A 26,915-nucleotide genomic window follows, 5' to 3' on the forward strand; every position below is an offset into this window, starting at 1 on the left:
CGGGGCGTGCGCGCGGCGGCGCGCGGGTGTCCCGTCGCGCCCTGTGGCACCCGTCCGTCCACAGGTCCCGGGTCACAGTCCACAGGGCGGATCACCCATTTGCCGGGCAATTCGCCCCAAAGCGCTGTGGACAAGTGCCCGATGCCTGTGGACGAGCGTGCCATCGTCCACAGGTTCCCAGGGCCGCTCAGGTCGCCTTGTGGAACTCCGGGCGGTCGGCGGGGACGCCGGCGGGCGCCTCGGTGAGCACCGGGGCGACCGAAGCGCGCTCCGGACGCCCGTAGAGGAGCGCCGTCACGGCCAGGCCGAGGACGCCGCCGAGGAGTTGGGCGAGCACGAACCCGGGCAGGGAGCCCGGGGCGATGCCGGTGAAGGAGTCGCTGAACGAACGGGCCACGGTGCCGGCCGGATTGGCGAAGGAGCCGGAGGAGGTGAACCAGATCGCGGCCCCGATGTAGACGGCCACCGCCAACGGGATCAGCCGGGCCCGCCCGATCCGCCCCAGCCCCTGGATGACGAGCACCAGTCCGGCCGTGGCCACCACCTCGCCGATCAGCAGGTGTCCCTCGTCGCGCACCGTGCCCGCGAAGGTCCCCGGGGTGCGGCCGAACATCACCTCGGCGAGGACCGCGCCCGCTATCCCGCCCGCCATCTGGGCCGCCACGTACACCAGGGCCTCGCGCGCGCTCAGCCCCTCGCCGCCCATCCGCCGACCCCACCAGGCCGTCAGGGTGACCACGGGGTTCAGGTGCGCGCCGGAGAGCGGGCCGAACAGAACGATGATCAGACCGAGTCCGACGGCCGAGGCCGCCGAGTTCGCGATCAGCGCGACACCCGAGTCGCGGCTGAGCGCCGCGGCCTGGATACCGGAGCCGATCACCACCACGAGCAGGCCGGCGGTGCCGATGAGTTCGGCGGTCGCGCGGCGCGACAACGAGGCGTGGGCAGTCATGGTCTCCCCTGAGAACAGAGCGATGGTGGGTGATATCGGAAAATATATTTCGCATCACGGAAACTGAACAGAGGGTCGAGGCGAGCGCTCGAAGCGCTCGCGCACCGGATCGCGCGCCCCCCGATCCGCCGGTACGCCCGCGAAAACCCGGTGCCCCGCCGGCGCTCCCCCGGCACCCTGGGACCATGGCCCCCGACGACCCTCCCGCGACCCCGTCCGACGAGCGGACCGTGCGGATCTCCAAGTACCTCTCCCGGCACCTGCGACACCGCCCCGAACGCCTCGGGCTCGTCCTCGCCCCCGGCGGCTGGGTCCTCGTGGACGAGCTCCTGCGCGCCGCCGCCGCGCACGGATTCCCCATCACCCGGGCCGAACTCGACCACGTGGTCGCCGTCAACGACAAACGCCGCTTCACCGTCGAGGGCCCCCGGATCCGGGCCGCCCAAGGGCACACCGTCGCCGTGGACCTGGGCCTGCCCGCCGTGGAACCGCCCGAGATCCTCTTCCACGGCACCGTCCCGGCCGCCCTCCCCGCGATCCTCGCCGAGGGGCTGCGCCCGATGAAACGCGACCACGTGCACCTCTCCCCCGACCGCGAGACCGCCCGCCGGGTCGGCGCCCGGCGCGGCCGGCCCGTGGTCCTCACCGTGGACGCGGCCGGGATGCGCGCCGCCGGACACCTCTTCCGCCGCAGCGAGAACGGCGTGTGGCTCGCCGCCGCCGTTCCCCCCGAATTCCTGCGCCCGCCCCGCTGAGCACCCGTCACCCCGGACGGTCCTCGAACGCGGGTGGGAAATTCGCGGCGGCCCTGTCGGCGCGGCCGCCTACCCTGGGGCGCACGGTCTGTGAGGGGGGGTCCTCGCGATCGGCCCCCTCCACCGGCGACCCACGAGGTGACAGCCCATGAGCACGACGACACCCCCGCCCGAGCCCGCCGCGACCGGCGCGCCCGAACCCGGCGCCAACAGCTTCCAGGTGGACCTGCGCGGTCTGGTGGACCTGCTCTCCCACCACCTGTACTCCAGCCCCCGGGTGTACGTCCGCGAACTGCTCCAGAACGCCGTGGACGCCGTCACCGCCCGCCGCGCGCTGGGCGGCCCCGCCGAACCCGCCGCGATCCGGCTCGGCTCCGACGGTCACACCGTCGTCATCGAGGACAACGGCATCGGCCTGACCCCCGCCGAGACCCACACCCTCCTGGCCACCATCGGCCGCAGCTCCAAGCGCGGCGGCGAGGCCGGACTCGAAAGCGCCCGCCGCGAGTTCCTCGGCCAGTTCGGCATCGGCCTGCTGGCCTGCTTCGTCGTGGCCCGCACCATCCGGGTCGTGACCCGCTCGGCCCGTGACCCGCAGGCCCCGCCGGTGGAGTGGCTCGCGGAGGACGACGGCCCCTACACCGTGCGCGAACTGCCCGCCGGGGCCCGCGCGGAGCCCGGCACCACCGTCTTCCTGCGGGTACGCCCGGGCGCCGAGGAATGGGCCGCGCCCGACCGCGTCGAGAAACTCGCCCGCGAGTTCGGCTCCCTGCTGCCGCACGAGGTCACCTTCCACGAGCTCCCGGCCCCCGTCGGCGACGCGGCCGGGGAACCCGCCGCGCCCGGCTCCGTGCCCGGCCGGCCCGTCACCGACCGGCCCGCGCCCTGGGAACGCCCCCACCCCACGCCGCTCGCGCGCCGCGCCGCGCTCGGCGCCCACTGCTCGGAGCTGTTCGGCTTCGCGCCCCTCGACGTCATCGACCTCGACCTGCCCCTGGTCGGCATCCGCGGCGTGGCCTACGTGCTGCCCGCCGCCGTCAACCCGTCCCAGCGCGCCGGACACCGCGTCCACCTCAAGGGCATGCTGCTGACCGACCGGGCCGACAACCTGCTGCCCGACTGGGCCTTCTTCGTCCGGGTCGTCCTCGACACCGACGCCCTGCGCCCCACCGCCTCCCGCGAGAACCTGTACGACGACGAGACCCTCGCCGCCGTCCGCGAGGCCCTCGGCGACCGGATCCGCGGCTGGCTGACCGAACTCGCCGCCGGCGACCCCGAGCGGCTCGCCGCGTTCCTGAGCGTGCACCACCTCGGCGTGAAATCGCTGGCCCGGCACGACGCCGAACTGCTGCGGCTGATGCTGCCCTGGCTGCCGTTCGAGACCAGCGAGGGCTCCACCGACCTGGCCCGGCTCACCGCCGCCCACCGCGAACTGCACTTCACCCGCACCGTGGAGGAGTTCCGGCAGATCGCCCCGATCGCCGCCGCGCACGGCCTCGGCGTGGTCAACGCCGGCTACACCTACGACGCGGAACTGCTGGCCCTGCTGCCCGAGGTGCTGCCCGGGGTGAAGGTGCTCGAACTGGACGCGGGCGCCGTCACCGAACGCCTCGACCCCGTCCCCGCCGAGGCCGAACTGGCCCTGACCGCCTTCCTCGCCGATGCCCGGACCCGCCTCGACCCGCACGGCTGCGACGTGATCCTGCGCGCCTTCCAGCCCGTCTCGGTGCCCGCCCTCCACCTCGACGACCGGCAGGCCCGACAGGAACGCGAACGGGCCGGCGCGGAGGAGAACGCGGACTCGCTGTGGGCCGGCATCCTCGGCGCGCTGCGCGGCTCGGCCCCGCGAGCCCGGCTCGTCCTCAACCACAACAACCCCCTGGTGCGCCGGATCTCCGCGCTGCCGGACGCCGGACTGTCCGGCACCGCCGTCGAAGCCCTGTACGGGCAGGCCCTGCTGATGGCCCAGCGACCGCTGCGACCGGCCGACACCGCCCTGCTCAACCGCAGTTTCCTCGGCCTGCTCGAATGGGCCACCCACCCCGCCGCCGAGTCCGGAGAGGACCTCCGATGAGCCCGCTGAGCCCCGCCGAGATCGAAGAGGGCCTGAGCGAGAACGCCCGCTCCCCGCACGGCCAGGCCCGCAACGCGCACGCCGAGGCCCTGACGGCCGCCGCCGAGGCGACCGGGGACCGCGAACTGCTGCGCCGGGCCCTGTTCGGACAGGTGCAGGCATACGAGTTCTCCGCCGAACGCACCCGCATACCGGTGCCCTTCGCCCGCCTGCTCCAGGAATGGGACCGGGACCCGGCGGCCTTCTCCGCCTGGGAGGCCCACCAGCTGTTCTGGCAGTTCAAATGGGTGGCCTCGGCCCTCACCGCCACCCCGGAGATCCCGCTGGCCTCCGCCGAGGGCTGGCTCGCCGAGATGGAACGCCGCTACCGGATCGCCGGCCACAGCGAACGCGCCGTGCGCTCCGCCGAGTACGACCTGGCGAGCGAGGCCGGTGACGACGAGCGGGCCGCCCGCGCCTTCGCCGCCTGGCAGGCCGCCGAACGCGACGAGATGGCCGACTGCCACGCCTGCGAGATCAACGGGCAGGGCCACCACCGGCGCGAACTCGGCGACGACGCCGGAGCCCTGGAGACCTGGGAACCCGTGCTGTCCGGCGACCTGACCTGCGCCGAGGAACCCCACCGGCTGCTCGCGCACTCGCTGCTGCCGCTGGCCCGCCTCGGCCGCTGGGACGAGGCCCGCGCCAACCACCTGCGCGGGCTGCGCATGGCCCGCGACAGCGAGAGCCTGATCGCCTCCATCGGCCGGCACGTGGAGTTCTGCGCCCTGACCGGGAACACCGCGCGCGGCCTGGAGATCCTCGTCGAACACGCCGCGCACCTGCGCCCGCTGCCAGACCGGAGCACCCGGCTGGGCTTCTTCGGCGGCGTGCTGGTGCTGCTGGCGCGACTGCGCGAGGACGGGCACGGCGCCCTGCCGGCCGTGCCCTACGAGGGGGTCAAGCGGACCGTCGACGAGCTGTACGAGGTGCTGTGGGCCGACGCCTCGGAGGTGGCCGCCCGCTTCGACGCGCGCAACGGCAACGACCGGACCTCCACCCGCCTGCGCGAGCGGGTCACGGCGCGCCCCCTGGTGGACGCGCTGCCCCTGGGGATCCGGGTGCGGACCCCCGTGCCGGCCCCGCAGGCCCCGGCCGGCGGCGATCCCCTGACGCTGCCGACGGCCCCGGCGGCGCCCGCCCCCCAGGCCGCGCTCCCGTTCGCCGAGGCCGCCGAGGCGGCCCGGGCCGCGCGCCGGGCCGGGCACCCGTCCACCGAATCCCTGTGGACGGCGCTGCGGGCCCGCCCCGAGGCCGCGGACCCCGGGCTCGACCCGCTGCTGCGCGTCGAACTCCGCGACCACGAGACGCTGGTCGCGGCCCGCGCCGGCGACCCCGAGGCGGTCGCGCGGTTCACCGAGGTGCGGGACGCGTACGCGGAGCTCGGCGCGGCCGAACGCGTGGCCTCCGCCGGCCTGCGGATCGTGGAGGCGAGCGTGGTCTCCGGCGCCGCACCGGAACTCGTGCGCGAACGTCTGCGGGCCGCCTTCGCGGACGTCGAGGCGGTGCCCGCCGCGGACCCGCTGCGGGCCCGCCGGCGGGCCTCCGCCGAACTGACCCGGATCCGGGTCGAGGCGCACCTGCGCGAGCTCGAACGCCACGAGGCGGCGCACGCCGCGGCCGACCCGGACACCGCCGGCCCCGGACACGCCGAAGGTCTCGGGGAGTCCGGCGGGCCCGAGGACTCCGGGCCCGAGGACTCCGGGCCCGACCCGGTGGTCGAGGCCGAACTCACCGCGTACGTCGCCGCCCACACCGATCCCGCCGACGGCCGCGCCGCCGAGGACCTCGCCGACCTCGTCGCCGACGCCGAGGCGATGCTCGCCCACCACGCCCTGCACTCCGAGCAGGTCGACGAGGCCCTGGCCCTGACGGCCCGCGCCGCCGCCCGGACGCTCGACGCGGGGCAGCCCTGGGAGGCCGTGCCGCACCTGGCCTGGCGGACCCGGATCCTGCTCGGCCTCGGCCGCCCCGAGGAGGCCGCCGCCGAGGCGACGGCCGCGCTGAGCCACGCCGGCGAGTTCGCCGACCCCGAACAGCGCGGGGAACTCGACCTGCTGCTCGCCGAGGCCCTGCTGCGCCAGGGTCCCGAGGAGGGCCGGGGCGAGGCGGCGGTGCGGCACGCGCTGGCCGCGTCCCACTGGTTCGACCTGTCGGAGGCCGGCCCGCGGGCGGGGGCGGAGGCCCGGCTGCTGCTGGCCCGCGCGTACGCCTCCCTGGAGCGGCCCGCCGAGGCCGCCGAGGTGCTCCAGGCCGCCCTGCCGGACCTGCTCGCCGGCGAGGACCACCAGCCGGTGCGCGCCCGCGAGTTCCTCGGGGACCTGCTGCGGGAACTCGACGACCACCGGGGCGCCGCCGAGCAGTTCGTGGCCGCCGCCGAGGCCGCCGCGGCCTGGGAGGACCCCCGGCCGCGCGCCGACCTCGCCCACTCGGCGGCCGACGCGCTGTCGGCGGCCCGGATGCCCGAGGCCGCCGAGGACGCCTACCGGGCCGCCCTGGAACTGCGGCGGGAGCTCGGCGACAACCCCGTGGCCGAGATCCGGATGATCCGCTCGCTGGCCTGGCTGGGCCTGCGCGAGGGCACCGCTGACGGCCGGCTGGAGCGGGCCGCGGAGTGGATGTCCGAGGGCGAGAGCGGCCTGACGGAGGCCCTGTCGCAGTACCCGGGCCACCCGCTGCTCCGCTACGAACTGGCCCAGACCCGGCAGCAGTGGGCGGGGATGCTCGCGGAACGGGTGGACGAGGAGGAGACCGCCGCCGACACGGCCCGCGCGGAGGGCGAGGCCCCGGACCCCGGGCGGGAGGAGCGGATCGGGGAGCTGCGCGAACGGATCGTCGCCCTGCTCGACCGGGCCGCCGAGGAGTACACGGAGCTGCTGCCCGAGCACGCCGAGGACTGGCTGCGGTGCGTGCGCAACGCCGTGTGGCAGCAGCGGCTGGGCGGCGCGGTGGACGCGGCCCGGGTGCGGGCCGAGGGCCTGCTCGCCTTCGTGCGGGAGCGCCCCGAGGGCGAGCTGCCGGAGTGGATCGGCGAGCGGCTCGTCGAACTCCTCGACTCCTTCGCGGAAGGGGCCGAGGGCACCGAGGACTGAGCCCGGCCCCGCTCCTCGGCACCGGCCCCGCTCCCCGACACCGGCTCAGCGGCCGGTGTCGAGGAGCGGCGGCAGCGGGGAGAGGACCGTGCCCCGGGGGTGGCCGCCGGTCTGGACCGCGAGGAACGCGGCGGCGGCCTGGGCCAGCGTGACGTGCCGGTACCAGCCGTGCCAGGAGCGGACCCGGTAGTTCGCGAGCCCGGTGCGTTCCACCGCCCCGGTCAGCACGTTGCGCCCGTGCCGCCAGGTCGCCACCACCGAGGCCAGTTCGTCGAGCGGGGTGTCCGCCGGGCCGTGGGCGAGGAAGTGCCGGCGGGCCTCGACGTCCCCGGTCCGCCGGCAGGCCACCAGCCAACGGGCCTGTTCGGGGGCGGCCGGATCGGGCGGGGGCGCACCCGCGCGGCGCGGCAGGGTCGGGATCCGCCGCACCCACCACTGCCAGGGGGCGGTGTCCACGGCGTCGCTGCCGACCGTGAGCCAGTCCCATTCCGACTCCCGGGCGTGCCCGGCGACCAGGCGGCCGATCCGCCGCCAGCCCGGTTGGGGCAGCACGGGGTGGTCCGGGGCCACGGCGAGCACCCGGGGCACCCCCTCGTCCTCCAGCCGGCGGGCCAGGGTGGGTTCGGTGGTGAGCCGCGCGTCGGCCACCACCCACATGCCCCGGGCGGCGGCCTCGGGCAGTCGGGCCCGGAACCGGTCGACGACGCGCCAGGCCAACTCGCCCTTGCCGGCGGGCCCCACGTGCGGGGGCACGTGCGCGCGCCGACGCCGCTCGGGGTCCGCGTCCCAGGCGGGGGGCAGGTACAGCTCACGGTCGACCATGGCCGTGCCCGCCGTGGTGGACCAGGCCGCGAAGACCCCGATCTGACGGGAGACCACGCCGCCGAACTCCTCGGCGTGCCCGTGCAGCACCCCCGCCGAGGCCGTGCCCTTGCGGCGGAACGAGAGCTCGTCCAGGACCAGCACCCCGCCGCCGGTGCCGTCCGCCAGGCCGTCCACCACGTAGTCGGTGGTGAAGTCCCGGATCGGATCGGGGTCCCAGACGGCCCGGCCGAGCAGGTGCTGTCGCAGCCACGAGGGATCCGGGCCGGTGGCCGCGGCCCCGCCGGGCGGGAGGACGGGCGGCAGCGCGGAGCCCGGACCCTCGGGCCCGCCCGCCAGCAGCTCCCGCACGTAGCCCAGGGCCTGTCGGCGCAGGTCGGAGCGGGTGAAGAAACGGCTGCCCAGGGCGTCGAGGAATGCCTCGAAGCGTTCGGCCCACTCCTCGGCCACCCGTTCCTCGGCGGTCACCGCGGTGGGCGCGAGCCAGGCGGCCCGTGCGCCGCCGGAGCGCTCCGCCCGCGCGGCCGTCGCCTCGGGCTCCGTCCCGTCCCCGCCGTTCATCCCCGGTCCGCCCGTCCCCGTCCGTGGCACCGTCCGTGGCACCCGTCAGTAGTACTCGCCCTGGCGGTAGTCCCACGAGGGGTAGACCTCGGACAGATTCTCCATGATCGCCGGGTAGTCCAGGCCGCGCCGGATCAGGCTCGGGGCCGGGGAGACGGACCTCTCGCCCTTCTGCACCGGCACCAGCGCGCCCCGCTCGTCCACCATCGAGACCATCACGCCCTGCTCGTGGCGGGTGTCGTCGTCCTTGTCGGGCTGGATGGACAGCACGTAGTCGTCGGCGGCCAGGATGAAGTCGGCCGCGTCCTCGATCCGGCTGCCGATGTTGGCGACCCGACCCCGGTTGCCGATGCCCGAGGGGTTGGCCGAGCTGGCGAAGACCAGACGGCGCTCGGCCCACAGGGCCGCGACCAGCTGCTCGGCCGGCCGGCCGAAGCGGACGACGAAGCAGCTCGTGCCGCGTCCGTCCCGGGCCAGCTCACGGGCCGTCTCGTCGGGCAGCAGCTCCAGGGCCTCGGGCCGCCAGGGCAGAATGCAGCCCAGCAGCACGTCCTGGTCCCAGTGGCGCTCGTAGAACTCCAGCGTCTCCTCGTTCAGCTGCGCCACCTCCTTCAGCTGCTCCAGGTCCGCGCACAGCACCACGCCGGGCTTGTTGCGGTTGCGGACCTTGGCGTCGAACTTCCGCTCCAGGCCCTCGCCGTCGGTGGTCATGAGGATGTAGCCGACCTTGGTGGCGCTCACCACCAGGGCGCCGGGGGCGGACAGGGCCGCCAGGGCCTCGGGGACGATCTCGCCCTGCCACTGGGCCCGGGGGGTGTTCGACATCGGCTTCTCGTTTCTCTCGGCGGCTCCGGACGGGAGCGGCGCACAGGACGGGTGACGACCGCGCCGTCCCGCCGTGTTTCACGTGAAACAGCCGCGCCGGGCGTTGTTTCACGTGAAACACGGCGGGCCGAAGAAGCTCACCAGAGCCCTCTCGCACGCTGCCGCGCATCAGATCCGTCTCGCATGTCGAGCGAATCCGGCTTGCATGACGAGACGCTACGCGCGCCGAATCCCCCGGATCAGCCCCCGTTCACCCCCTGAGACACCAAACTGCGCCCCGCGCCGAAAGCTGTAGTTCGCCTCCTCGATCCGCCCCCGCACCGGTCCGCCCCGCGGCCCACGAACCCTGCGAAGCGGAATGTGGGGGCTTAGGGTCGGGGGCATGAGCCTGCGTTTGAGCACCGTGATCCTTCCCGTCCACCGCTGGCACGAAGGGGGTCGGGCCGCTTGGCGGCGGGCCGAGGAGCTGGGCTTCCACACCGCCTACACCTACGACCACCTGAGCTGGCGGTCCTTCCGGGACGGGCCCTGGTTCGGCGCCCTGCCCACCCTCACGGCCGCCGCCGGCGCCACCGAACGGATGCGCCTGGGCACCCTGGTCACCTCCCCCAACTTCCGCCACCCGGTGACCCTGGCCAAGGAGCTCATCACCCTCGACGACGTGTCCGGAGGCCGGATCACCCTCGGCATCGGGGCCGGCGGCAACGGATTCGACGCCGAGGCCCTGGGTCAGGAGCCGTGGACCCCGAAGGAGCGCGCCGACCACTTCGCCGAGTTCGTGCCGCTGCTCGACCGGCTGCTCACCGAGGGCGCCGTCACCGAACGCGGCCCGCGCTACTCCGCCGTCGAGGCCCGCAACCTGCCCGGCTGCGTGCAGCGCCCCCGGCTGCCCTTCGCCGTCGCCGCCACCGGCCCGCGCGGACTGCGGCTGGCCGCCCGGCACGGGCAGGCATGGGTCACCACCGGCGATCCCAAGCTGTACGAGTCCGGCACTCCCGAGGAATCCCTCACGGCCCTGCGCGGACAGCTCGAACGGCTGGACAAGGCATGCGCCGAGGCCGGTCGGGACGCCGCCGAACTCGACCGGATCCTGCTCACCGGCTTCACCCCCGAGCAGAACCGCGTGCTCGACTCCGTCGAGGCATTCGTGGACTTCGCCGGCCGCCACCGCGAGCTGGGGTTCACCGAACTCGTGCTGCACTGGCCCATCGCCGACTCGGTCTTCGCCGCCGACCACGCCGTCTTCGAGCGGATCGCCGTCGAGGCCCCGGGCCTGCTCGGCTGAGCCCGGCCCGCGCGCGGTCCGGCCGGCGCCGGTCGGCCCGCGCGCCGGATGGGTGAAGATGGGGGTGTGACCTCGGCTTCCCAGGGGCCCGACGGCCTCCACCCCACCCCGTCCGGCACGGGCGCGGCGCCCACCCCCGCGCGCGTCCGGCTCATCGCGACCGACCTCGACGGCACCCTGCTGCGGGACGACCAGACCGTCTCCGCGCGCACGATCGCCGCGCTGGAGGCCGCCGAACGCGCCGGCGTGGAGGTCTTCTTCGTCACGGGCCGGCCCTCGCGCTGGATGGACGTGGTGAGCGCGCACGTGCACGGCCACGGCCTGGCCATCTGCGCGAACGGCGCCGCCGTCGTGGACCTGCACGCCGGCCGGCGGATCGTGAAGGTCCGCGAGCTGCCCCGGGCCCGCGCCCTGGAGGTCGTGCACGATCTGCGCGCCGCCGCCCCCGGCACCTCCTTCGCCGTCGAGCTCACCACCGGCATCCACTACGAGCCCGACTACCCACCGTTCTTCGAGGACCCGGGCGCCACCGTCGCCGGCGCGGAGAAGCTGCTCGCCGAGGAGGCCGGGGCCACCGCCGCCCCCATGATCAAGCTGCTCGCGCACCACCCCGAGCTGGCCCCCGACGAGTTCCTCCGATTGGCCCGCCGCGTGGCCGGCACCCGGGTGGCGATCACCCGGTCCTCCCCGACCGCCCTGCTGGAGATCAGCGCCCTCGGCGTCAGCAAGGCAAGCACCCTGGAGATGTGCTGCGCCGAACGGGGCATCGGCCCCGCCGAGGTGGTCGCCTTCGGGGACATGCCCAACGACATCGAGATGCTGTCCTGGGCCGGCTCCTCCTACGCCATGGGCAACGCCCACCCCGACGTGATCGCCGCCGCCGGCGGACGCACGGTCGGCAACAACGAGGACGGCGTGGCCGTGGTCATCGAACGGATCCTCGCCGCCCAGGGCGACCTGCCGGCCGCGCCGCCGCACGGCGCCTGACCCCCCGGCCGCCGGGCGGGGCACCCACCCCGCCCGCGCGCCCGACCGGGCCCTAGAGCGGTGCCTGCCAGACCAGGGTGGTGCCGCCGCCGTCCTCGCCGAGGCCCGGGCCGTACCAACTGGCCCCGCCCAGGGACTCGGCCCGCCGGCGCAGGTTGCGCAGCCCGCTGCGCCGCCCGCCCTCCGGGATGCCCACCCCGTCGTCGGCGACCTCCAGCCGCACCCCCGGCCGCCCGTCGTCCAGGGTGATCGTCGCGTCCAGGACCACCTCGATCCGGCCCGCCTCGGCGTGCCGGAACGCGTTCGACAGGGCCTCCCGCAGGGCCGCGATCAGGTTCTTGCCGACGAGTTCGCCCACCACCGCGTCCACCGGCCCCAGGAAGCGGTGCGCCGGCTTGAAGCCCAGCGGCACGGCCGCCATGTTGATCTCCCGCAGCACCCGGGTCCGCAGCCCCGACGGCGCCTCCGCGGGCCCCTGCTGAAGGGCGAAGATCGCGGTCCGGATCTCCTGGATCGTCACGTCCAGCTCGTCCACCGCCTTGCCGACCCCGTCACGCACCTCCGGCACGATGGACCGCCGCTGCGCCCCCTCCAGCATCATCCCCGTCGCGAACAGCCGCTGGATCACGAGGTCGTGCAGGTCGCGCGCGATCCGGTCCCGGTCCTCGAAGACCGCCAGCCGCTCCCGGTCCCGCTGCGCCTCCGCCATCATCAGGGCCAGCGCGGCCTGGGAGGCGAACTGGCTCGCCAGGGTCCGCTCGGCCTCCGTGAACGGCCGCTTCCCCCGGGCCCGGGGGGTCACCAGCGCGCCCAGCACCCGGCCGCCGCTCTGCAGCGGCAGCATCATGCACGGCCCGTACTGGCTGGTCAGGCGGCTGATCATGCGCGGGTCGGTGGCCGCGTCCTCCACGAACACCGGCTCGCCCGCGAGCAGCTTGTCCACCACCGGGCTCTCCGGCGGCAGCACCACACCCAGCGAGGACGCCGGGTTGTCGGAGGAGACCGCCACGATCTCCATGCCGCCCTCCCCGGCCGGCAGCAGCACGATCCCGGCCGCCGAGTCCGCGAGCCGGCGGGCCTGCTCGGCCACCACCACGAGGGCGTCGTCGGCGTCCCCGCCCGAGAGCAGGGCCGTGGTCACCGCCACCGAGCCGTCGATCCACCGTTCGCGCTGGGTGGCCGCCTCGTACAGGCGCGCGTTGCCGATCGCGATGCCCGCCTCGGTGGCCAGCACCCGGACCATGTGCACGTCGTAGTCGTTGAACTCCACCCCGCCGTGCTTCTCGGCCAGGTACAGGTTGCCGAAGATCTCGCCCTGCACCCGGATCGGCACCCCGAGGAAGGTCTTCATCGGCGGGTGGTGCGCCGGGAAGCCCGCCGACCGGGAGTCCTTGGTGAGGTCCGCGAGCAGCACCGGATCGGGATGCCGGATCAACGCGCCCAGCAGCCCCCGCTTGCCGTCCGGGCGGTGCCCGATCCGGCGGGCCTGCTCCGCGCTGATCCCGTACGTCACGAAGTCCGACAGCCCCCGGCCCTCGGTGTCCACGACGCCGATGGCCGCGTACCGGGCCCCCGCCAGCTCGGCGGCCGTCTCGCAGATCCGGTCCAGGGTGGTGTGCAGCTCCAGCCCCGTGCCCACCGAGCGCATGGCCTCCAGCAGCTGCGGCACCCGGGCGGTCAGCTCGGTGGACAGCCCCTGCAGGCCCCGCGTGGCCTCGGTCGCCGCCGTCACCGGATCGACCCCGCCCGGCTCCTCGCCCATCACCCCCGGGCCGGTCGCTCCGGTGCCCCGGGGGGACGAGGACGGGGCTGCCGGGTCCGGGGAACCCGACTCTTGCTGCGACTCCTGCACTGACATGCTCTTGAGCCTAGTTAGTCCTATTTACCAGGGAAAGTCGGGTACGCCTCACCGACGGACCCGGCACCCGCGCCGGCGGGCACGCGCAACGCGTCCGCGGCCCGTTCCCGTTCCGCCATCCGACGCAGCGGACCCGGCTCCGCGAGCAGTTCCGCGTACCCGCCGCGCTGCGCGATCCGCCCGGCCTCCAGCACCAGCACCTCGTCCACGGCCTCCAGACCCGCCAACCGGTGGGTGATCAGCACGGTGGTCCGGCCCTCGGTCGCGGCCAGCAGGTCGGCCGTCAGCTCGTCCGCCGTCGCCAGGTCCAGGTGCTCGGCCGGCTCGTCCAGGATCAGCACGGGGAAGTCCGCGAGCAGCGCCCGCGCCAGCGCCAGACGGCGTCGCTGACCGCCCGAGAGCCGGGCACCGTGCTCGCCGACCATCGTGTCCAACCCCTCGGGCAGCCCCCGCGCCCAGTCGGCCAGCCGGGCCCCGGCCAACGCCTCCCACAGCTCCTCGTCCGAGGCGCCCGGCCGGGCCAGCCGCAGGTTCTCGCGGATGGAGCTGTCGAAGACGTGCGCGTCCTGCGCGCAGAGCCCGACCCGCTCGCGGACCGTGTCCCCGTCCAGGGTGCGGGCATCGACCCCGCCCAGCCGGTACTCCCCGCCGGTCGGGTCGACGAACCGGAGCAGGGTCTGGGCCAGCGTGGTCTTGCCCGAGCCCGAGGGACCCACCACCGCGATCCGGCGGCCGGCGGTCAGGGCCAGGTCCACCCCGCGCAGGGCGTCCGCCTCCTGCCCCGGGTGCCGCGCGACCAGCCCGGACAGGGTCAGCGGGAACGGGGAGGCGGGCGGCGCGGCCGGCTCGGCCGGCTCCGCCACCGGGACCGGCGCGTCCAGGACCTCGTACAGCCGCTCCGCGCTCCGCTTGACCCGACGCCGGTACTGCACGGCGAGCGGCAGCCCGGTCACCGCCTCGAAGGCCGCCAGCGGCGTCAGCACCACCACGGCCATGGCCACCCCGGACAGCCGCCCGTCGACCACCGCGTCCGCGCCGAAGGCCGCCGCGGCCACCACGGTCAACCCGCACACCAGCGCCGACAGCCCCGCGCCCAGTCCGGCGGCGGCGGCGCCGCGCGCCGCGATCCGGGTCAGCACGGCGTCGCCCGCGCGGGCCCGCTCCCGCCGCTCGGGCAGGGCGCCGGCGACCGTCAGTTCACCCAGCCCGGTCAACAGCTCGGCGATCCGCCCGGCCAGGTCCCCGCGCGCGGGCGCCAGCCGGTACTCGGCCCGTCGGGCCACCGCCCCGCTGAGCGCCGGCACGGCCACCCCGGCCAGCAGCAGGCCCACGGCCAGGGCCGCGCCGGCGGCCGGCAGCAGCCAGGCGGTGAAGGCCACCGAGCCCACGCCGACCAGCAGGGCCGTGCCCACCGGCAGCAGCCAGCGCAGCCAGTAGTCCTGGAGGGCGTCGGCATCGGCCACGAGCCGGGTCAGCAGGTCGCCCCGACGCTGCTCGCGCAGCCCGGCCGGGGCGATCCGCTCCAGCCGGCGGAAGACCGCGACCCGCAGGTCGGCGAGGATCCGCAGCACCGCGTCGTGCGAGACCAGCCGCTCCGCGTAGCGGAACACGGCCCGGCCGATGCCGAAGGCGCGGGTCGCGGTCACCGCCATCATCAGGTAGAGCACCGGCGGCTGCTCGGAGGCCCGGGAGATCAACCAGCCGGAGACCGCCATCAGCCCGACCGAACTGCCCACGGCGAGCGCGCCGAGCAGCAGGCCCAGCCCGAACCGGCCGCGCCGGGCCCCGGCCGCCGCCCGCACCCGCGCGAGCGCGGGCAGCGCGGGGGCCTCCCGGGTCGCGGGCGCCGGGACCCCCGGTGCGGCCCCGGCCGTGACGCCCTCCGTGACCGCGTCCCGGGCCTCACGGGTGCTCTCCGGGGCGGTGCCCAGGATCCACTCGCCGGGATCGGCCGGCGCCCGCGTCCCCCGGTCCGCCGACTCCCCGGCCACCGGGTCCCCGGCCTCCGCCCGGTCCTCGGCCCGGATCTCCAGCACCCGGTCGGCCACCGCCAACAGCGCCGGCCGGTGCACGACGAGCAGCACGGTCCGGCCCACCGCGAGCCGTCGCACCGCCTCCACGATCCCGGCCTCGGTCTCCCCGTCCAGGGCCGCCGTCGGCTCGTCGAGCAAGAGCAGCGGCCGGTCCGCGAGGAAGGCCCGGGCCAGCGCCAGCCGCTGGCGCTGACCGGCCGAGAGCCCGACCCCGCCCTCGCCGAGCACCGTGTCCGCCCCGGCCGGCAGCTCCCGCACGAAGGACAGCGCGCCCGCGTCCCGCAGCGCCGCCTCGACCCGCGCGTCGTCCGCGTCGGGCCGGGCCAGTCGCACGTTCTCGGCGATGCTGCCCGCGAACAGGTGCGGGTGCTGGGGGACCCACGCGATCGTCGACCGCCACCGCTCCCGGGCCTGCGGGCTCAGCGTGGCCAGGTCCGTGCCGTTCACCAGCACCCGGCCCTCGGAGGCCGGGGCGAAGCCCAGCAGCACGTCGAGCAGGGTGGACTTGCCGCAGCCGCTCGGGCCGGTCAGCGCCGTGACCGTGCCGGCGGGCACCTCGGCGGTGACGGGGCCCGGCGAGGCCGCGGCCCGCCCGGGACGGACCACCGCGAGCCCCTCGAACTCCACCCGGGGCGGGGTCCGGTCCCCGGCCGGCCCGAGGAACTCGGGCCCGGTCCCGCCGCCGGCGGCCCCGTCCGGGGCCTCCAGCACGGCGAAGATCTCCTCCGCCGCCGCCAGCCCCTCGGCCGCCGCGTGGTACTGCGCGCCCACCTGCCGCAGGGGCAGGTACGCCTCCGGGGCCAGGATCAGGATGATCAGGCCGGTGTGCAGGTCGAGGTCCCCGTGCACCAGCCGCATGCCGATGGTCACGGCCACCAGCGCCACCGAGAGGGTGGCCAGCAGTTCCAGCGCGAAGGAGGAGAGGAAGGCGATCCGCAGCGTGCGCAGGGTGGCCCGCCGGTAGTCCGCCGTGATCGTCCGGATGGCCTCGGCCTGGGCCTTGGCCCGGCCGAAGACCTTCAGCGTGGGCAGGCCGGCGACCACGTCGAGGAAGTGGCCGGAGAGCCGGGAGAGCATCCGCCACTGGCGGTCCATGCGGCTCTGGGTGGCCAGGCCGATCAGGATCATGAAGATCGGGATCAGCGGCAGGGTGCAGACGATGATCGCCGCCGACACCCAGTCCTCGGTCACCACCCGGGCCAGCACGGCGGCCGGCACCACCACGGCCAGGCCGAGCTGGGGCAGGTAGCGGGAGAAGTAGTCGTCGAGGGCGTCCACGCCCCGGACCGCGAGGGTGACCAGGGCGCCCGTGCCGGGCAGATCGGCGCGGCCCGGCCCGAGGGCCGCGACCCGGTCCAGCAGCCGGGCCCGCAGCTCGGACTTGACCGCCGCGCCGGCCCGCTGGGCGGCGAGCTCGGTGAGCCAGGAGACCAGGGCCCGACCGAGGGCCACCGCGGCCAACCCCACCAGCGGGGTGCGCAGGGCGCCCGCGCCCTTCCCGTCCTCGAAGGCCCCGACCACCAGATCGGCGATGAACATGGCCTGGGCGATCACGAGACCGGCGCCGAGCAGGCCGAGGAGCACCACCGCGCCGAGGAAGACGCGGGTGGCCCGAGCGTGGCGGATCAGTCGCGGGTCGATCGGTTTCACGTGAAACAGCCCCCTTGGCAGGGTCGGGCGGGCGCCGGGCACGGGGCCGGTCGCGGTGTTTCACGTGAAACAGCACCCGTGGGGTGGGGCAGCGCGGGGGCTGTTTCACGTGAAACATCGACGGACGCGTGGTCCGCGCGGCGAGAAGTGGGGGGACGCCGGCCGGAGCGGACGGGCTCCGGCCGGCGTCGGGTGGGACCCGGCCGTCAGTGGGCGGCGTCGGCGATGTGCTGGGTGCCGATCCGCTTGCGGAAGACCCAGTAGGTCCACCCCTGGTAGAGCAGGACGATCGGCGTGGCGATGGCCGCGCACCAGGTCATGATCTTCAGGGTGTAGGGGCTGGACGAGGCGTTGGTGACCGTGAGGTTCCAGGCGTCGTTCAGCGAGGAGGGCATGACGTTCGGGAAGAGCGTCAGGAAGAGCATCGCGACGGCGGCCGCGATGGTCACGCCCGAGAGGGCGAAGGACCAGCCCTCGCGTCCCTTGAGGTTGGCCCCCAGGGCCGCGACCAGGGCCACGACGGCCACGAGCATCGCGATCAGGCTCGCGGTGTCGCCCTTGCTCGCCTGGGTCCAGATCAGGAAGACCAGGGCGAGGACGGCGGTGGCCAGGCCGAGCTTCGTGGCCAGGGCGCGGGCCCGCTCCCGGATGTCACCGACCGTCTTGAGGGCGGTGAACACCGCGCCGTGGAAGGTGAACAGGGTGAGGGTGACCAGGCCGCCGAGGATGGCGTACGGGTTCAGGAGGTCGAAGAAGGTCCCGACGTACTCCTTGTGCTGGTCGATCTTCACGCCGCGCACGATGTTGGCGAAGGCCACGCCCCACAGGAACGCGGGGATCAGCGAGGTCCAGAAGATCGCCTGCTCCCAGTTGGTCTGCCAGCGGTCCTCGGGCCGCTTGGCGCGGTACTCGAAGGCGACGCCCCGGATGATCAGGCAGACCAGGATGAGCAGCAGCGGGAGGTAGAAGCCGGAGAAGAGGGTGGCGTACCACTCGGGGAAGGCGGCGAAGGTGGCGCCGCCGGCGGTGAGCAGCCAGACCTCGTTGCCGTCCCAGACCGGGCCGATGGTGTTGATGAGGACGCGCTTCTCGGTCCGGTCGCGGGCCAGCAGCTTCGTCAGGACGCCGACACCGAAGTCGAAGCCCTCCAGGAAGAAGTAGCCGATCCACAGGACCGCGATGAGCACGAACCAGACGTCGTGGAGTTGCATGGTGGTGGTCTCCTCCGCCTCAGTACGAGAAGGCCATCGGACGGTCGGCGTTCTTGTCGTCGCCGCCGATCTTGGTGGGCGGGTTGAGGTCGTCCTCGGTCAGCTCGGGCGGGCCGGCCTTGACGTACTTGACGAGGAGCTTGACCTCGATGACGGCGAGCACGGCGTACAGCAGGGTGAAGACGATCATCGAGGTGAGCACCTCGCCCTGCGAGACGCCGGGGGAGACGGCGGACTCGGTGCGCAGCACGCCGTAGACCACCCAGGGCTGACGGCCCATCTCGGTGAAGATCCAGCCCCAGGAGTTGGCGATGAGCGGGAAGCCGAGGGTCAGGACGGCGGTGAGCCAGTAGAGCCGGGTCAGGCGGGGGCCGAGGGGGCTCTTGAAGAGCACCAGGTGCGGCCTCTCGTCCTCACCGGTCCGCAGGGCCGGCGGCAGCAGGAACCTCTTCCGGGTCAGCCACAGCCCCACGCAGCCGAGGGCGAAGGAGGCCATGCCGAAGCCGATCATCCAGCGGAAGCCCCAGTAGGCGACCGGGATCTCGGGGCGGTAGTCGCCCGGCCCGTACTTCTCCTGTTCGGCCTTGTTCACGTCGTTGATGCCGGGCACGTAGGAGTTGAAGTCGTTGTCCGCGAGGAAGGACAGCAGGCCGGGGATCTCGATGGCGACCTTGTTGTGGCCCTTGTCCACGTCGCCCACGGCGAAGACGGAGAAGGGCGCGCTCTTCTCGCCGTCCCACAGTGCCTCGGCGGCGGCCATCTTCATGGGCTGCTGCTTGAACATGACCTTGGCGAGCACGTCGCCGCTGACGGCCGTGAGCAGGCCGCCGACGATGACGGTGACCAGGCCGAGGCGGAGCGAGGTGCGCATCACCGCGACGTGCTTCTTGCGCAGCAGGTGGTACGCGGCGATGCCGACCATGAAGGCGCCACCGGTGAGGAAGGCGGCCGTGATGGTGTGGAAGAACTGGGAGGTGGCCGTGTTCTGGCTGAGCACCGCCCAGAAGTCGGTCAGCTCGGCGCGGCCGTTGGCCTCGTTGATCTTGTAGCCGACCGGGTGCTGCATCCAGGAGTTGGCCGCCAGGATGAAGTAGGCGGACAGGACGGTGCCGATGGCGACCATCCAGATGGTGGCGAGGTGGATCTTCTTGGGCAGCTTGTCCCAGCCGAAGATCCACAGACCGATGAAGGTCGACTCGAAGAAGAAGGCGATGAGGGCCTCGAAGGCCAGCGGGGCCCCGAAGATGTCCCCGACGAACCGCGAGTAGTCGGACCAGTTCATGCCGAACTGGAACTCCTGCACGATGCCCGTCACCACGCCCATGGCGATGTTGATCAGGAACAGCTTGCCCCAGAACTTGGTGGCCCTGAGGTACTTCTCCTTCTCCGTGCGCACCCAGGCCGTCTGGAGGCCCGCGACCAGCGCTGCCAACGAGATGGTCAGGGGGACGAAGAGGAAGTGGTAGACGGTGGTGATGCCGAACTGCCATCGCGCCAGTGTTTCCGGCGCCAAAGCTAGATCCACGTCGTCTTCTCCTTCACGTCGCCGTGGTCCGTGGTCACAGCGGCAGTTTGCCCGGGATGCCCCCGACAAGGGGGGATGAAACCGGACACGCTTGTGAACGCGTTCACATTCACAAGCATTATGTCGTACTGCTGTCGGCAACTTTCGGCCGGGGGGCCCTCTAGCGGAAAAAATCAACAGATTGTTGAATGCGGCGCATGAAGATACGCATCTCCTGGCCCGCCGGCCATCTCACCGCGACCCTTGAGGACACCCCCACGGCCAAGGCCCTCGGGGCGTCCCTGCCGATCTCCGCCACCGCCCACACCTGGGGCGAGGAGGTCTACTTCGACACCGGCGTCTCCGTCGCCCTCGAATCCGACGCCCGCCAGGTCGTCGAACCGGGCACCGTCGCCTTCTGGACCGAGGGCGACGCCCTGGCCCTGCCGTACGGCCCCACCCCAATCTCGCGCGGGAACGAGAGCCGACTCGCGAGCCCCTGCAACGTGCTCGGCGCCCTCGACGGCGACCCCCGCCTGCTGGCCACGGTCCGCGACGGCGACCCGATCCGGGTGGAGAACGCGGAAACGGTCTGAGTCGGAGCCCGACCCAGACCGTCCTCGACCCGACGCGCCGACCGCGCCGGCCGCGCTACAGCTCCTTGTGGAACGCGCCCGCCGTGTGCAGGAACACGTCGTTCGCCTCCGGTTCGCCGATCGTGACCCGCAGGCCCTCGCCCGGGAAGGGCCGGACCACCACACCGGCCTTCTCGCAGGCCGCCGCGAACTCCGCGGTCCGCTCGCCCAGCCGCAGCCACACGAAGTTCGCCTGCGTCTCGGGGACCACCGTCCAGCCCTGCGCCAGCAGCGTGTCGTACACCCGCGCCCGCTCGGCGACCAGCGAACCCACCCGACCCAGCAGCTCGTCCTCCGCCCGCAGCGAGGCCACCGCCGCGTCCTGCGCGAGCTGGCTCACGCCGAAGGGGACGGCGGTCTTGCGCAGCGCGGCCGCCACCGGCTCGTGCGCCACGGCGAAGCCGACCCGCAGCCCGGCCAAGCCGTACGCCTTGGAGAAGGTCCGCAGCACCGCCACGTTGGGCCGGTCCCTGTAGAGCTCGATGCCGTCCGGCACGTCGGCGTCGCGGATGAACTCGCGGTACGCCTCGTCCAGCACCACCAGCACGTCCGCCGGCACCCGGTCCAGGAACCGCTCCAGCTCGGCGCGGCGGACCACCGTGCCGGTCGGGTTGTTCGGGTTGCAGACGAAGATCAGCCGGGTCCGCTCGGTGATCGCGGCGGCCATGGCCTCCAGGTCGTGCGCGTCCCCGGCGGTCAGCGGGACCTCGACCGGGGTGGCCCCGGAGATCCGCGTGATGATCGGGTACGCCTCGAAGGAGCGCCAGGCGTACATCACCTCGTCGCCCGGACCGGCCGTGGACTGGATCAGGGACTGGGCCACGCCCACCGAACCGGTGCCCGTCGCGATGTGCCCGACCGGGACGCCGAATCGATCCGCCAGCTCGGCCACCAGCCCGGTGCAGGCCATGTCCGGGTACCGGTTGAAGTTCGAGGCCGCCGCGACGGCGCTCTCCAGCACCCCCGGCAGCGGCGGGTAGGGGTTCTCGTTGGAGGACAGCTTCCAGGCCACCGGGCCGTCCGCCGAGGCCGGCCGGCCCGGCTTGTAGGTGGGGATGCCGTCCAGCTCGGCGCGCAGCCTCGGGCTCTTCTCGCTCACCGCAGGTCCTCCTCGACCTTCCCAACGACCGTGCGGCGGGGCGCCGCGTCAATACTTCTCACCTTATGAGGATTCCCGGGCCACGGAAACGGTTCCCGGGCACCGATCCGGACGCTCCGCTTCGACCCCCGACACGGTCCGACGGGCCGGGACCGGACACGAACGGAGGCATCCGGGGGCGCTCGAATGGCAGGGGGAGCGCGCGCATATATGCGCGCGCCCGTGGCTCGCGCCGTAGCGCGCGTCGCTCGTACAGGTGAGTTGTGATCTGTCCGAGACCTTGTCGACTTGGCATGACCTCTCGCGGCGACAAGCAGCACCGAGGGCCCACAGCCCCAACGACCTTGCCTTACAAGGAAATCTGGGGTGGCGAACCTTGCAGAATCGTGCCTGTCAACGCGTGCATATGCAGCCGAGCCGTCCACCCTTCCGGGCCCTACCATCGGCTCGCCATGACAGCAGCAGGGAAGCATCAGGTGAGCCGGACCGACACCCCCCGGCGTCCCACCGGCCGACAGGGCCGGGCCGGCATCAGGGACGTGGCCGCCGCGGCCGGCGTCTCGATCACAACCGTCTCCGACGCGCTCAATGGCAAGGGTCGTCTCCCGGACGCCACCCGTCGCCATGTCCGCGAGGTGGCCGACCGACTCGGCTACCGCCCCTCCGCCGCGGCCCGCACCCTCCGCACCGGCAAGTCCGGACTGATCGGCCTCACCGTCACCACGTACGGGGATGAACCTTTCACCTTCACCGAATTCGCCTACTTCGCCGAGATGGCCCGGGCCGCCACCTCGGCGGCACTCGCCCGCGGCTACGCGCTGGTGATCCTGCCGGCCACCTCCCGGCACGACGTGTGGTCCAACGTCGCCCTCGACGGCACCGTCGTGATCGACCCCTCCGACCACGATCCCGTGGTCACCGAACTCGTCCGCCAAGGGCTCCCGGTGGTCTCCGACGGACGCCCCGCCGGGTCCGTCCCCGTCACCGCCTGGGTGGACAACGACCACGAGGCGGCCGTCCTCGACCTCCTCGACCACCTCGCCGACGCCGGCGCCCGCCGGATCGGCCTGCTCACCGGCACCACCACCGACACCTACACCCGGCTCTCCACCACCGCCTACCTGACCTGGTGCGAACGCGTCGGCCAGGACCCCGTCTACGAGTCCTACCCGGCCCACGACCCGTGCGCCGGAGCCGTCGCCGCCGATCGACTGCTCGCCCGTCCGGACCGCCCGGACGCCGTGTACGGCCTCTTCGACCCCAACGGCACCGACCTGCTGGCCGCGGCCCGCCGGTACGGGCTGCGCGTCCCCGAGGACCTGCTGCTCGTGTGCTGCAGCGAGTCCACCGTCTACGCCACCACCGAACCCCCGATCACCACCCTCTCCCTCAAACCGCGCCGGATCGGCACCGCCGTGGTGCAACTGCTGATCGACGCCATCGAGGGCGTGGACACCGGCGGACCGGTGGAACAAGTGGTCCCGACCGAGCTCATCGTCCGCACCTCCTCCCGGCGCCGGCAGCCCCGCGTCACCATCAGCCCGCCCAGGTCACCCGCCGCCGATTGACCTCCGACCCGCCCGGCGGGGGACCGAAACGCACGAGGTGACACGTGCACAGTCCCCCGCTCCCCACCCCCGCGACCGCCCACCGCGCCCGGGTCCACGGGCCGAAGGACCCGGATGCCCCGCAGGTGTGACGGCGGTCAACGGAACAAAACAGCGAAAAACCACCGGAACACCATGCTCCGGCCAGGATTCACCACCCCTGGTGCGTCACAGAGCGCGAGCCGCATTCCTATGATGGGCGCACGACATCACGGCCTCTCTCGTCCCCCGACGGACAGGCCGCGGGTGCACGGCAGCGCGACGGTGGTGGAGGGGTCGATGACTCAGGGGGCCGGTCAGGGACCCGCGGTGCGGACTGCGACGCTGCGGGACTTCCGGGTCCCCGCGTTCGACGGACCCACCGCCCCGGTCGAGGCGTTCGAGCCGGCCGCCGCGCCGGCGCCCGTCGCGTACCCGCGCGTCCCCGCCCCCGCCGGTCCGCCGGCGGTGGAGCGCATGACGGTCCGCGCCTCCGACGAGCTCCCCGACGAGGACCCGGAGGGCTACACCCCCACCGAGCGCGACCTGCCGATCATCGGTCGCGGCGGCCCCGGGGACACCGTGGCGATCCACGTGGAACAGCGCGCCGAAGGGGTCCCGGGCGGACCGGGCCCGCTGTACGTCGTCGGAGACGTGCACGGCTACCTGGAGGAGCTGCTCACCCAGCTGCACATCGCCGGCCTCATCGACGACCAGGCCCACTGGCGCGCCGGCAACACCCGCCTGTGGTTCCTCGGCGACTTCACCGACCGCGGCCCCGACGGCATCGGCGTGATCGACCTCGTGATGCGCCTGTCCGCCGAGGCCGCCGCCGCCGGCGGCTTCTGCAAGGCCCTGATGGGCAACCACGAGCTGCTGCTGATCGGCGCCAAGCGCTTCGGCGACACCCCCGTGGTCTCCGGCGCGGGCACCGCCACCTTCCGCGCCGCCTGGCTGCTCAACGGCGGCCAGGGCACGGACATGGAGCGGCTCCAGGACGTGCACCTGCAGTGGATGTCCCGGCTCGACGCGGCGGCCCTGGTCGACGACCACCTGCTGCTGCACTCCGACACCACCGCCTACCGGGACTACGGCGACACCATCGAGGACGTCAACGACAAGATCCACGAGCTGCTGAACCTGCACGACGCGAACGAGACCTGGGACCTGTTCCGCAAGTTCACCAAGCGCTTCGCCTTCCGCGACCCCGAGACCGGCCCCGCCGCCGTGCGCGAACTGCTCGACGCCTACGGCGGCAGCCGCGTGGTGCACGGCCACAGCCCGATCCCCTACCTGCTCGGCGAGGTCGCCGCCGAGGAGGGCGCCGAGGACTCCGGCCCGCCGCCCGTCACCGGCCCGCACGTCTACGCCGACGGCCTGGCCATCGCGATGGACGGCGGGGTCACGATGGCCGGCCGACTGCTCGTCGTGGAACTCCCGCTGCGGGACTGACGGGCCCTCGGACCGGGTATTTCCCGAAAGCCCCTGTCTCCCTGCGGCAGGGGCGCTCTACCATCGCCCTGTCCGAAGCAGGATCTCCTCCGTCGGGTCCGCCGCCCGTCCGCGCGGCCGAGCGCACCCCGCCGGAGCATCGGGGGAGGCACATGACCAACGCTCCGCACCTGCTGAACGAGGACCGGCCCGAATTCGAGCGGATCCTCGACGAGGCACTGCGCTCCGCCGAGGACCGTCCGGAACTCGCCGGCATCGGGGAACGACTCAACGCCGAACAACTGCGCACGATGGCCACCAGCGCCGCCGCCCTGCTCACCGCCGCCGCGGCGGCCGAGTACGGGCACTACGTCCGCACCCGGGAACAGTCCCGGGACGAGGTGGCCGCCGCGCAGAGCGCCGGTGCCCGGGGCGGCGAGGGAGCCGGCGGCGGGGCCGGCGCGAGCGCGATGGTGCTCGTCCTGGCCCCGGTCCTGGCCGCGACCGCCATGCTGATCTTCCTGCTGGTCGGCTGGGTGCTGAAGGCCCTGGACCCGGAACCGGCCCTCGCGGAGACCATCCTCACGGCGGGCTGGCTGTTCGGCGGGCTCACCGCCGTCGCGATCCTCCTCGCCGCCGTGGGACTGCTGGTCACCGCCGTCCGCAACAGCTCCACCGAGGTCTCCGCCGACCTCGCCGCCGGGGTCCCCGAAGAACTCTCCCGGGCCCACGAGGCATGGCGCAACGCCCTGTTGGAACGGGGCATCATGCCCTTCCTGCGCGACGCCCTCGCCGATCCCACCCTCGGGCCGGGGGTCACCCCGCCGGGCGCCGCCCCCACCCGACACCCCGCGACCCGACCGCCCGGCCACGTCTCGCCCGGTTTCACCGGCCCGGGATACACCGGGCCCGGGTTCACCGGCCCGGACTTCGGGGGCCCCGATTTCGAGGGGCCCACCGGCGAGCCCCCGCGAACCGGCCGAGATCCCGACGACACTCCGTAATGCTGCGCACGAACACCTCGGCCCCCACCGGCCCACCCCTCGGCGCCGACTCCCCCTCCCGCACCGGGCGCCGATACCGCCGCGAGGAGGACAACACCCCAGGTGGCACAGGACAACCCGATCGGGGTCGGCCGAAAGGTCCATGACAGACACCCACGGGGGCGCACCCCGGCGCGCCGTCGCGCTCGAACGAGCAGCCGACACCTAACGTCACACCGCGTGAAGCCGACCATCTGTCTCTGCATGATCGTCAAGAACGAGTCGCGCGTCATCGAGCGCTGTCTCGCCTCCGTCCGGGACTTCATCGACACCTGGGTGATCTCCGACACCGGCTCCACGGACGGCACCCAGGAGCTGATCCGGGCGAGTCTGGCCGGGATCCCGGGAGAGCTGGTCGAGGAGCCCTGGGTCGACTTCGGACACAACCGCAGCCTGAACCTGGCCCACGCCCGGGGCCGTGCCGACTGGCTGCTGCTCCTCGACGCCGACCTCGAACTGCGCCGGGACGCCCCCCTGCCCCCGCTGCTCGCCGACGCCCACCTGCTCCGGCACGAGGGCGTCACCGAGTACCGGATCAAGCGGCTGGTCCGCGGCGACCTGCCCTGGCGGTACGAGGGCGTCACCCACGAGTACCTCACCACCGACCCGCCCGCCGCAGGGGCCGGGGCGCACGGGACCGGGGCGCACGGGGCCGAGACCACGACCCCGCTGGTGACCACCGAGGCCCTGATCGACGCCCTGGTGATCGTCGACCACGCCGACGGGGGCTCCCGGCACGACAAGTTCACCCGCGACGCCCGGCTGCTCGGGGCCGAACTGCAACGCGACCCCACCAACACCCGGACGGTCTTCTACCTCGCGCAGACCATGCGCGACCTGGGCGACAGCGGGGCCGCGATCCGCCTCTACGAGCGCCGGGCCGCGATGGGCGGCTGGGCCGAGGAGGTCTACTGGTCCCTGCTCCAGGCCGGGATCCTGCACGCGGACGGGGGCAACTGGCCGGCCGCGATGGACGCCCTCTCCCGGGCCTGGGAGACCCGTCCCGAACGACTGGAGGCGAGTTACGAACTCGCCTCCCGGCTGCGTCTGCTGGGCCGGCACCAGGCCGCTCACGCCGTGTCCCGGGCCGGTCTCGACCGGCCGGCCCCCGAGGACCTGCTCTTCACCCAGCCCTGGGTGTACCGCTGGGGCCTGCTCTTCGAGTACTCGATCGCGGCCTACTGGGTGGGCGAGCCCGAGTCCTCCCTCTGGGCCTGCGACCGGCTGCTCGCCCTGCCCGACCTCCCCGAGACCTACCGGCGCCAGACCCTCGCCAACCGGGCCTACGCCGAACAGGCCCTCGCGGAGCAGGAGGCGGCGGAGTCCGCCCAGCGTGTTTCACGTGAAACACGCGCCGCGGAGCTGCCCGCACCCGGCTGGGAAGCGGCGGTCACGGGCGCTGTTTCACGTGAAACACCGCCGCCCCACCGGCCGGCCCCGGCCGGGGTCTGAACCGCCGACCCCCGCACCCGG

At 73.9% G+C, this 26,915-nt stretch carries 18 protein-coding genes; 10 read left to right on the forward strand and 8 right to left on the reverse strand.

The features are described from left to right. Positions 1–187: 187 nt before the first annotated feature. A complete protein-coding gene (locus tag ACN20G_RS12095; RefSeq protein WP_424212755.1) occupies positions 188–952 on the reverse strand; it encodes an aquaporin in 765 nt (254 codons plus the stop codon). A 185-nt stretch (positions 953–1,137) separates the two neighbouring features. Here ACN20G_RS12095 and ACN20G_RS12100 point away from each other — a divergent pair, with 185 nt between their 5' ends. The 3 genes from ACN20G_RS12100 to ACN20G_RS12110 all read left to right on the forward strand — a co-directional run bounded on the left by ACN20G_RS12100 (position 1,138) and on the right by ACN20G_RS12110 (position 6,912). Beyond that, on the forward strand, positions 1,138–1,707 hold the full coding sequence (locus ACN20G_RS12100) for an RNA 2'-phosphotransferase (RefSeq protein WP_424212756.1): 570 nt from the start codon (positions 1,138–1,140) through the stop codon (positions 1,705–1,707). A gap of 148 nt (positions 1,708–1,855) precedes the next feature. Next, entirely contained in the window at positions 1,856–3,781 is a 1,926-nt protein-coding gene (locus ACN20G_RS12105; protein ID WP_424212757.1) for an HSP90 family protein, read from the forward strand. Further along, the gene (locus ACN20G_RS12110) at positions 3,778–6,912 is read left to right on the forward strand and encodes a tetratricopeptide repeat protein (protein ID WP_424212758.1); all 3,135 of its coding nucleotides are present in this window, start codon (positions 3,778–3,780) and stop codon (positions 6,910–6,912) included. Before ACN20G_RS12105 ends, ACN20G_RS12110 begins: the two co-directional genes overlap by 4 nt. Positions 6,913–6,957: 45 nt before the next feature. Here the strand turns inward: ACN20G_RS12110 and ACN20G_RS12115 are convergent, their stop codons facing one another. Beyond that, a complete protein-coding gene (locus ACN20G_RS12115; protein ID WP_424212759.1) occupies positions 6,958–8,295 on the reverse strand; it encodes an IS701 family transposase in 1,338 nt (445 codons plus the stop codon). A gap of 45 nt (positions 8,296–8,340) precedes the next feature. Continuing rightward, positions 8,341–9,120, reverse strand: a complete 780-nt coding sequence (locus ACN20G_RS12120) for an L-threonylcarbamoyladenylate synthase (protein WP_424212760.1) — start codon at positions 9,118–9,120, stop codon at positions 8,341–8,343. 382 nt (positions 9,121–9,502) lie between these two features. On the opposite strand from ACN20G_RS12120, the gene ACN20G_RS12125 reads away from it, so the two are divergent. Both ACN20G_RS12125 and ACN20G_RS12130 read left to right on the forward strand, forming a co-directional pair. Then, positions 9,503–10,405, forward strand: a complete 903-nt coding sequence (locus ACN20G_RS12125) for an LLM class flavin-dependent oxidoreductase (protein ID WP_424212761.1) — start codon at positions 9,503–9,505, stop codon at positions 10,403–10,405. A 48-nt stretch (positions 10,406–10,453) separates the two neighbouring features. Next, on the forward strand, positions 10,454–11,392 hold the full coding sequence (locus ACN20G_RS12130) for a Cof-type HAD-IIB family hydrolase (protein WP_424212762.1): 939 nt from the start codon (positions 10,454–10,456) through the stop codon (positions 11,390–11,392). Between the two features lie 52 nt (positions 11,393–11,444). On the opposite strand, the gene ACN20G_RS12135 is transcribed toward ACN20G_RS12130, so the two are convergent. The 4 genes from ACN20G_RS12135 to ACN20G_RS12150 all read right to left on the reverse strand — a co-directional run bounded on the left by ACN20G_RS12135 (position 11,445) and on the right by ACN20G_RS12150 (position 19,669). Then, positions 11,445–13,154 (reverse strand): GAF domain-containing sensor histidine kinase, encoded by a 1,710-nt coding sequence (locus ACN20G_RS12135; protein ID WP_424215482.1) that lies wholly within the window; start codon positions 13,152–13,154, stop codon positions 11,445–11,447. Positions 13,155–13,270: 116 nt separating this feature from the next. Further along, positions 13,271–16,933, reverse strand: a complete 3,663-nt coding sequence (gene cydD, locus ACN20G_RS12140) for a thiol reductant ABC exporter subunit CydD (RefSeq protein ID WP_424212763.1) — start codon at positions 16,931–16,933, stop codon at positions 13,271–13,273. 206 nt (positions 16,934–17,139) lie between these two features. Then, positions 17,140–18,144 (reverse strand): cytochrome d ubiquinol oxidase subunit II, encoded by a 1,005-nt coding sequence (cydB, locus tag ACN20G_RS12145; RefSeq protein ID WP_424212764.1) that lies wholly within the window; start codon positions 18,142–18,144, stop codon positions 17,140–17,142. 19 nt (positions 18,145–18,163) lie between these two features. Continuing rightward, positions 18,164–19,669, reverse strand: a complete 1,506-nt coding sequence (locus ACN20G_RS12150) for a cytochrome ubiquinol oxidase subunit I (protein WP_424212765.1) — start codon at positions 19,667–19,669, stop codon at positions 18,164–18,166. Between the two features lie 197 nt (positions 19,670–19,866). On the opposite strand from ACN20G_RS12150, the gene ACN20G_RS12155 reads away from it, so the two are divergent. Then, the gene (locus tag ACN20G_RS12155; protein WP_424212766.1) at positions 19,867–20,244 is read left to right on the forward strand and encodes a cyclophilin-like fold protein; all 378 of its coding nucleotides are present in this window, start codon (positions 19,867–19,869) and stop codon (positions 20,242–20,244) included. A 55-nt stretch (positions 20,245–20,299) separates the two neighbouring features. Here the strand turns inward: ACN20G_RS12155 and hisC are convergent, their stop codons facing one another. Next, on the reverse strand, positions 20,300–21,382 hold the full coding sequence (hisC, locus tag ACN20G_RS12160; RefSeq protein WP_424212767.1) for a histidinol-phosphate transaminase: 1,083 nt from the start codon (positions 21,380–21,382) through the stop codon (positions 20,300–20,302). A 452-nt stretch (positions 21,383–21,834) separates the two neighbouring features. Here hisC and ACN20G_RS12165 point away from each other — a divergent pair, with 452 nt between their 5' ends. The 4 genes from ACN20G_RS12165 (at position 21,835) to ACN20G_RS12180 (ending at position 26,894) form a co-directional block, all read left to right on the forward strand. Continuing rightward, positions 21,835–22,950: a LacI family DNA-binding transcriptional regulator gene (locus ACN20G_RS12165; protein ID WP_424212768.1), complete on the forward strand. Its 1,116-nt coding sequence runs from the start codon at positions 21,835–21,837 to the stop codon at positions 22,948–22,950. A gap of 318 nt (positions 22,951–23,268) precedes the next feature. Further along, positions 23,269–24,420 (forward strand): metallophosphoesterase, encoded by a 1,152-nt coding sequence (locus ACN20G_RS12170; protein WP_424212769.1) that lies wholly within the window; start codon positions 23,269–23,271, stop codon positions 24,418–24,420. 152 nt (positions 24,421–24,572) lie between these two features. Further along, the gene (locus ACN20G_RS12175; RefSeq protein ID WP_424212770.1) at positions 24,573–25,403 is read left to right on the forward strand and encodes a hypothetical protein; all 831 of its coding nucleotides are present in this window, start codon (positions 24,573–24,575) and stop codon (positions 25,401–25,403) included. A gap of 219 nt (positions 25,404–25,622) precedes the next feature. Further along, positions 25,623–26,894, forward strand: a complete 1,272-nt coding sequence (locus ACN20G_RS12180; RefSeq protein WP_424212771.1) for a glycosyltransferase — start codon at positions 25,623–25,625, stop codon at positions 26,892–26,894. Positions 26,895–26,915 lie beyond the last annotated feature (21 nt).

The organism is Streptomyces dryopteridis (assembly GCF_049606955.1).
GTDB lineage: Bacteria > Actinomycetota > Actinomycetes > Streptomycetales > Streptomycetaceae > Streptomyces.

What these genes read in the sequence shown, in the direction of transcription:
- ACN20G_RS12095 (WP_424212755.1), bottom strand. Translation starts at nt 952, where the DNA reads ATGACTGCCCACGCCTCGTTGTCGCGCCGCGCGACCGCCGAACTCATC.
- ACN20G_RS12100 (WP_424212756.1), top strand. Translation starts at nt 1,138, where the DNA reads ATGGCCCCCGACGACCCTCCCGCGACCCCGTCCGACGAGCGGACCGTG.
- ACN20G_RS12105 (WP_424212757.1), top strand. Translation starts at nt 1,856, where the DNA reads ATGAGCACGACGACACCCCCGCCCGAGCCCGCCGCGACCGGCGCGCCC.
- ACN20G_RS12110 (WP_424212758.1), top strand. Translation starts at nt 3,778, where the DNA reads ATGAGCCCGCTGAGCCCCGCCGAGATCGAAGAGGGCCTGAGCGAGAAC.
- ACN20G_RS12115 (WP_424212759.1), bottom strand. Translation starts at nt 8,295, where the DNA reads ATGAACGGCGGGGACGGGACGGAGCCCGAGGCGACGGCCGCGCGGGCG.
- ACN20G_RS12120 (WP_424212760.1), bottom strand. Translation starts at nt 9,120, where the DNA reads ATGTCGAACACCCCCCGGGCCCAGTGGCAGGGCGAGATCGTCCCCGAG.
- ACN20G_RS12125 (WP_424212761.1), top strand. Translation starts at nt 9,503, where the DNA reads ATGAGCCTGCGTTTGAGCACCGTGATCCTTCCCGTCCACCGCTGGCAC.
- ACN20G_RS12130 (WP_424212762.1), top strand. Translation starts at nt 10,454, where the DNA reads ATGGGTGAAGATGGGGGTGTGACCTCGGCTTCCCAGGGGCCCGACGGC.
- ACN20G_RS12135 (WP_424215482.1), bottom strand. Translation starts at nt 13,154, where the DNA reads ATGGGCGAGGAGCCGGGCGGGGTCGATCCGGTGACGGCGGCGACCGAG.
- cydB (WP_424212764.1), bottom strand. Translation starts at nt 18,144, where the DNA reads ATGCAACTCCACGACGTCTGGTTCGTGCTCATCGCGGTCCTGTGGATC.
- ACN20G_RS12155 (WP_424212766.1), top strand. Translation starts at nt 19,867, where the DNA reads ATGAAGATACGCATCTCCTGGCCCGCCGGCCATCTCACCGCGACCCTT.
- ACN20G_RS12165 (WP_424212768.1), top strand. Translation starts at nt 21,835, where the DNA reads ATGACAGCAGCAGGGAAGCATCAGGTGAGCCGGACCGACACCCCCCGG.
- ACN20G_RS12170 (WP_424212769.1), top strand. Translation starts at nt 23,269, where the DNA reads ATGACTCAGGGGGCCGGTCAGGGACCCGCGGTGCGGACTGCGACGCTG.
- ACN20G_RS12175 (WP_424212770.1), top strand. Translation starts at nt 24,573, where the DNA reads ATGACCAACGCTCCGCACCTGCTGAACGAGGACCGGCCCGAATTCGAG.